Source organism: Rhodovulum sp. (genome assembly GCF_011048875.1).
Classification (GTDB): Bacteria; Pseudomonadota; Alphaproteobacteria; order Rhodobacterales; family Rhodobacteraceae; genus Rhodovulum; species Rhodovulum tesquicola.
In genome coordinates this window covers 1-6,063 of the sequence record NZ_DSDD01000149.1, presented here as the reverse complement: position 1 = coordinate 6,063, position 6,063 = coordinate 1, and the positions used below count along the sequence as shown (strand labels likewise).

Genomic DNA, 6,063 nt, shown 5'->3' with positions numbered 1-6,063 from the left:
GCGCAGGCGGCAGCCCCCATTGCGCGGCGAGCGCGGCGTTCAGCCGTTCCAGATCGCCCGAGGGCGCGTGCAGATCGGGCGCGGCCATCTCGACCAGAAAGAGTCGCGTGCCCGGGTCCATCTCGACCGCGCGCGCCCAGGCGACCTTGTGCACGACCTGGCGGTGAAGCTGGCTTTCGGGCGGCACGTCGATCACGACATCGCCCATGATCCGCGCCTGGCACCCCAGCCGCCGCCCCGGTTTCAGCCCGCGCTTTTCGTCATGGCGCGTCTCGACCGCGTTGATCGGCGACAGCGCGTCCTCTGCGACGGTGACGCCGTGCTTGGGAAAGGTGCCGTAAAGAGGGGCACATTGGCATTTCGAGCAGATGCCGCGCCCGCCGCAGACCGAGTCCAGGTCGACGCCCAGGGTCCGGGCGGCCTCCAGCACGGTGGTTCCGGCGGGCACGCGGCCGCGCTTGCCCGAGGGGGTGAAGATCGCCAGCGGTTCGCGGTCGTCCATTCGCCCCCCTTGCGTTTGCCTATCCGCCGACGCGCTGGAACGCGCCACGCACATCGTCGGACCCGGCGCCGGTCCAGCCCGCGATGACGCGCGTCAGGTGATTGGTGATGCGCACCTTCTGGATCTGGCCCTGGCTTTCGGCCTGAAGCGCCTGTTGACCGGTATGGGCCACCAGATCGGCCCGGATCGGTTCGGGTCCGGCGAGAACCTGCCCGGTCCGGGCATCGCTGACCTGCGCGACGAACGAGATTTTGTGCACCCCCGAGCGCTGCAGCCGTTGCCGGGCCATGTCGGAAAGGGCATGGAACTGGCTGACATTGATCGTCAGCCGCACCGTGCGCGGTCCGCTCAGGCCCGAGGTGGCGCGCCGGGCGGCGGTCTCGAAGATTGCGGCGACCTGCGCGCGGCGGTTGCCCGGGGGGCGCCGCGCCAGACGATATCGGCCTCGGGCTGGTAGACACTGGCCTCGGATACCGTCAGGCTGTCGGGCAGGCGGATATCGAATTGCGTCACCCGCCAGCCGCGCGAAACAGCGGGCGAGATTGCGTCGCTGTAATCGGTCGTCCATGTCCCGGCACAGCCGGACAGAATGCCGGTCAGCCCCCCCCCGTGAAAACCCGTCTGGTGAAGATCATCGTCGTCATTCCTTCGATTACCTTCGGGCGCAGCCCCGGTGGGGTGCGCTTCTGCCGCTACGCTATAGCCCGCGAAAGACGAAGGCGGGCTTAACGGGGCAGGGCAGGGCCGTTCAGCCCGACCGCCTGCGCCGCCCGCCGCGGCCTGCGCCCGCCTCGGCTGCGGCCAGCATGGCGGGATCGCCCTCTTGCGGGGTCGGACCCGCGCGCCACCTTCATGGCGCAGCGGTCGATGGCCTGTTCGAAGCGAGGGGTCAGAACGCGCTTTTTGGCCCTGCGCCCCTTGCCCACGATCACCTGGGCCGGGATGTCGCGCCAGTAGAGGATGGTCAGTTCCGGCATCCGATTCCCTTTCCTGCCTGCTCCGCTTGTAATCCGCCAAATTGCCGCTGCGGGGCCGGATTTCGACATGATGGACCCGGCTTGCGACCTGCGCGGGTGTCATGCGCGGCGCGCGCGTCAGGTGATGACTGCGAAACAATCGGGCGGCTGGTCGGGAATGATTGCCGACAGAGGCGCGAATTAACCGCCTTGCGCGGAAATCTTGGCCATTCAGAGGCAATTGCGGCACATCGGGGGCATCGCGGTGCCCGTGGGGGTGCGCCGCGTGAACCGCCTCACCGGTGGGGGCGAGGCGGTTCCCGGGAGTGGCCGGTCTTGCATTCGGGGATGCGAGACCGGCCCAGGCGGGCGGGTCCGGTGGGTTGGGGTCCGGATGGTGAGGCCAGGCATGGTGCGGGCCGGGAGGTTGGACGTATGCGCAAGCGAACAAGCGCCGTGGCGGCTGCGGCTTTGCTGTGGCTGGTGGCGGGCACAAGCCTGTCCACGCCGTGGTCTCGGGGCAACGCGGCGATGTCCGGATCCGGGGCGGCCCCCATGCCGGTAGCCACGTCCGAAATGCCCGGGCACGAGGCGGCTCGGGTGCCGGGATTTCTTTACGCAACGGTCTTTGCGGCGGCGCAGCGTCTCTGCCTGCGCCCCGAGGGTGGCCTTTGCCTGCCCGCCTCCGGCGGGCAATGCTTCGCGGCGTCCCGCGAAGCCGTTAGTGCGGCAGGCGGCGCAAGCTGTCCGCAGGGAACGGAAGGCGCCGTCGGAGAGCGGCAGGTCGAGCACGCTCAGGCGCTGGTCCCGGACGCGGGAACGGTATGGCCGGGTGATCCGCTTGTGGGCGGGCGCGGTCTGCCGGACTGGATCATTGTTGCGGCGGGGGGCGGATCCCGGCCATGGGCGGGCATGCCCTCAGTCGCTGCGCGGGAGCCGCGGGAATGGAGCCGTCCGGCGATGCCGATCTTGATGCCCGGGACAACGCCCGGACCGGATCTGAAACCAGGGGTGCAGGAACCGGTTGAAACCGGGGCGCCGTCCGCGGTGCCGCTTCCGCCGGGCCTTCCGCTGCTGCTGGCTGGGGTGGCCATGCTCGGACTGACGCGCCGCGCGCGTCCCCCAGTACGGGGCAGATCGCCCGGTTGAAACCGTTGCAAGCTCGCCGCGCCCGGGCTAGCTTGGGACCAACTCGATCTGGAGGGCGATCCGATGACGCCCAGGCGTCCGAACGGTGCGGGCGCGTTCCCCAAGGCTGTGGCGACCCCCGCGCCTGCTCAGCCGGATCCGGCTTCGCTTTATGCGGCGCTGGATCTCGGTACAAACAGTTGCCGCATGCTGATTGCCCAGCCCAAGGGCAGCCAGTTTCATGTGGTCGACAGCTTCTCGAAATCGGTCCAGCTGGGCGCCGGTCTGGAATCGTGTGGCCGACTGAGTCGATCCTCGATGGCGCGCACGGTGCAAGCGCTGCGTATCTGCAAGGGCAAGCTGGAAAAACACCAGGTGGCACGCATGCGGCTGGTCGCGACAGAGGCCTGCCGACGGGCGACGAACGCGTGCGAATTCATCAGCTTCGTGCGCCACGAGACCGGGCTTGAGCTAGAGATCATCGAGCCAGAGGAAGAGGCGCGTCTTGCCGTCGTTTCCTGCGCGCCCCTCGTCTCGACCAGAACCGAACAATTGCTCGTTGTCGATATCGGTGGCGGCTCCACCGAACTGGTGTGGATCGACCTGTCGGCGGTGCCGCGGCATGACCGGCCGCGCGCGATCATGCGGCTGCATGGCGGGTTTCACGCCCCCGACAACCCGTTCCCGGCCGCGCGCGTGGTCGACTGGATCTCGGTGCCGCTTGGGGTGGCGACGCTGAAGGAACAGTTCGACGATGTCGGGGACGACCACGCGCGTTTCGCGCTGATGAGCTGGTTCTTCGAGGAGAACCTGGCCGATTTCTCGCCCTATGCCGCCGAGCAGGCGAAGGAGGGGTTCCAGATCATCGGCACCTCCGGCACCGTGACGACCGTGGCCGCCAGCCATCTGGGGCTGAAGCGTTATGACCGGACCAAGGTCGATGGTTTGCGCATGACCTCCGCGCAGATCGACCAGGTGATCCGCACCTATCTCTATCTCGGGCCGGAGGGTCGGCGGACGGATCCGCGGATCGGGCGCGACCGGCATGCGCTGATCATGTCGGGGGCGGCGATCCTGCAGGCCTTGATGCGGCTCTGGCCGACCGACCGGCTGTCGGTCGCGGACCGGGGCTTGCGCGAGGGGCTCTTGTACGCGCAGATGTCGGCCGATGGCGTGCTGGAGGACGGCCCGTTCTGAGGCGCGCGACCCGGACCGGGGCGTCGGGCGGCCAGTGGCGGCATCGGGTATTTTTGCCAAGAAGAAGACAGGGGGCGCGCGGGCGGCCGGGATGACGGAAAAGCGGGGATCGAGCGGGCGCGGGCAGCGCGATTTGAAGGTGCGGGTGAAGTCGGCCAAGGGGCGACGGCTGTCCTCGACGCGCTGGCTGGAGCGACAGTTGAACGACCCTTATGTCAAGCGCGCCAAGGCCGAGGGCTATCGCGGGCGCGCGGCGTTCAAGATCCTCGAACTGGATGACCGCTTCCGCTTCCTTGTGCCGGGGGCGCGGGTGGTCGATCTGGGCTGCGCGCCGGGCGGCTGGTGCCAGGTGGCGGTCAAGCGGGTGAACGCGCTGGGCGAGCAATCCGGCAAACCGGTGGGCCGCGTGCTGGGGATCGACCTGCAGGAGGTGGAGCCGATGCCGGGGGCCGAGATCCACCAACTGGATTTTCTGGAGGATGGGGCCGACGACAAGTTGAAGGGCTGGCTGGGCGGCAAGGCCGACGTGGTGATGAGCGACATGGCGGCGGCGAGTTCCGGGCACAAGCAGACGGATCACCTGCGGATCGTCGCGCTGTGCGAGGCGGCGGCACAACTGGCCTTCGACGTTCTGGAAGAGGGCGGCAGCTTTGTCGCCAAGGTTCTGGCCGGCGGCGCCGAGGGAGAGTTACAGAAAATCCTCAAGCAGCGATTCGAGAAGGTCGCCAACGTCAAGCCGCCGGCCAGCCGGTCGGACAGTTCCGAGAAATTCGTGGTGGCGACCGGGTTCCGCGGGTAGGGCGTCCGACCGTCAGGTGAACTTTCGGAAGAAGCCCGTGCGGTTGAACATCTCGTCCAGTGTCTCCATCCGGGCGCGGGTGTCGGGCCAGCGCCGTTCCTGCACCGCCGCGATCACGGTTTCCACCAGCAGAAGCGTCGTGACCGAGAAATCCCACGCCGATGGCACCACCGTCCGGCTGACCAGCACCGCGCGCGCCAGCCGCTGCACGGGCGAGCGCCACTGGTCGGTGAAGAGCACGATTTCGGCGCCGCGCTCGGCGGCCATCTCGGCCAGCCTCAGCGTCGCATTCTCGTAGCGGCGGACATCGAAGATCACCAGAACGTCGCCCGGCGCGAGGTCGAGCAGGGAATGGGCCCAGGCGTTCTGTTCCCCCTGGAAGGGCACGACGCCGGGGCGGACCATCTGAAGGTGCAGCGCGAGGTATTCGGCCAGCGTGCGGGTGATCCGCCCGCCGACGACATGGACGCGGCGCGCGGGGTCGGCGATCAGGTCGCAGACCGCGTCGAATTGGCCGGGGTCAACATGGCCCAGGCTGTGGCGGATATTTCCGATCACGGCCTCGGTGAAGCGGTTCAGGATATGCGCGCCGGGCGCGCCCTCGGCCCAGGTCTCGCGCCGGGTGATGGGACCCGAGATCCTGGCCGCGAGCTCGGCGCGCAGCGCGGCCTGGAACTCGGCATAGCCCTTGAACCCCAGTTTCTGCACCATGCGCGCCACGGTCGGCGTCGAGACCTCGGCCGCCTGGGCGACCTGGGTGATCGAGCCAAGCCCCGAAACCGGGTAGGCCTCGAGGATCAAATCCGCAAGCTGCCGCTCGGCGCGGGTCAGATCGTCGAGCCGGGCGTGCAGCCGTTCGGCGATGGTCTGCTGGGGATCGGACATCGAGCCTGGCCTCCATCTGCACAATATAGCGTCAGGTGGATCGCTTCTGAAGAGAAAGTGGCAGGAAAGGAATTGACAGCTTCGGGGGTGGTGAAGAAACCTGTTCACATGCGACAGGGAGTCAGCATGATCGAGGCAAGGGAAGGGGCGCCGGACTACCGGCCGCAGGTCGGGAACGCGGCCGGAAATGCGCCCGTGGTGCTTGTCTGCGAGCACGCCTCGAACGCGATCCCGGCGCGGTTCGGCGGGCTGGGGCTTGCCCCGGGTGACGAGTGGAGCCACGCAGCCTCGGATCCGGGCGCGCTGGGCGTGGCGCGGGCGATGGCGTCGGTTCTGGACGCGCCACTGGTGGCCGCGACCGTCTCGCGGCTGGGGCATGATTGCAACCGGCCTGCGGGAGCGCGGGAGGCGATGCCGGAGAAGACCGAGGAGATCGCCATTCCCGGCAATGCGGATCTGTTCGCGTCCGACCGGGACGCCCGCGCGCGGCTGGTCCATGCGCCCTTTCATGCGGCCCTTTCCGCCACCATCGCCGCCCGGCCTGTGCCGCCCGCGCTGGTCACCGTGCACAGTGTCACGCCGGTCTGGCATGGGCT

5 protein-coding genes and 2 pseudogenes are annotated in these 6,063 nt (G+C 68.6%); 3 read left to right on the top strand and 4 right to left on the bottom strand.

The window, feature by feature from the left end; genetic code table 11:
* The 3 genes and pseudogenes from ENN83_RS05330 to ENN83_RS05315 form a co-directional block, all read right to left on the bottom strand.
* Positions 1-502 (bottom strand): annotated as a pseudogene (locus tag ENN83_RS05330) (2Fe-2S iron-sulfur cluster-binding protein); the annotation flags it as partial.
* A 19-nt stretch (positions 503-521) separates the two neighbouring features.
* A pseudogene (locus ENN83_RS16925) lies at positions 522-1,015 on the bottom strand (DUF6778 family protein).
* A 212-nt stretch (positions 1,016-1,227) separates the two neighbouring features.
* Positions 1,228-1,479, bottom strand: a complete 252-nt coding sequence (locus ENN83_RS05315; RefSeq protein WP_287184901.1) for a virulence factor — start codon at positions 1,477-1,479, stop codon at positions 1,228-1,230.
* A gap of 1,191 nt (positions 1,480-2,670) precedes the next feature.
* Between ENN83_RS05315 and ENN83_RS05310 the strand changes: the two genes are divergently transcribed.
* The gene (locus ENN83_RS05310; protein ID WP_287184900.1) at positions 2,671-3,783 is read left to right on the top strand and encodes a Ppx/GppA phosphatase family protein; all 1,113 of its coding nucleotides are present in this window, start codon (positions 2,671-2,673) and stop codon (positions 3,781-3,783) included.
* Positions 3,784-3,874: 91 nt separating this feature from the next.
* Positions 3,875-4,582 carry an RlmE family RNA methyltransferase gene (locus ENN83_RS05305; RefSeq protein WP_287184898.1) on the top strand — a complete coding sequence of 236 codons (708 nt, stop codon included), beginning with the start codon at positions 3,875-3,877 and terminating at the stop codon, positions 4,580-4,582.
* Positions 4,583-4,594: 12 nt separating this feature from the next.
* On the opposite strand, the gene ENN83_RS05300 is transcribed toward ENN83_RS05305, so the two are convergent.
* Positions 4,595-5,467 carry a MurR/RpiR family transcriptional regulator gene (locus ENN83_RS05300; RefSeq protein WP_287184896.1) on the bottom strand — a complete coding sequence of 291 codons (873 nt, stop codon included), beginning with the start codon at positions 5,465-5,467 and terminating at the stop codon, positions 4,595-4,597.
* Positions 5,468-5,593: 126 nt separating this feature from the next.
* Between ENN83_RS05300 and ENN83_RS05295 the strand changes: the two genes are divergently transcribed.
* On the top strand, positions 5,594-6,063 hold a 470-nt coding region (locus ENN83_RS05295), incomplete at its 3' end, for an N-formylglutamate amidohydrolase (RefSeq protein ID WP_287184893.1).

Bases quoted from the DNA above. Each gene is read 5' to 3' on its own strand.
- ENN83_RS05300 (WP_287184896.1), bottom strand. From the start codon at position 5,467: ATGTCCGATCCCCAGCAGACCATCGCCGAACGGCTGCACGCCCGGCTC.
- ENN83_RS05305 (WP_287184898.1), top strand. From the start codon at position 3,875: ATGACGGAAAAGCGGGGATCGAGCGGGCGCGGGCAGCGCGATTTGAAG.
- ENN83_RS05315 (WP_287184901.1), bottom strand. From the start codon at position 1,479: ATGCCGGAACTGACCATCCTCTACTGGCGCGACATCCCGGCCCAGGTG.
- ENN83_RS05310 (WP_287184900.1), top strand. From the start codon at position 2,671: ATGACGCCCAGGCGTCCGAACGGTGCGGGCGCGTTCCCCAAGGCTGTG.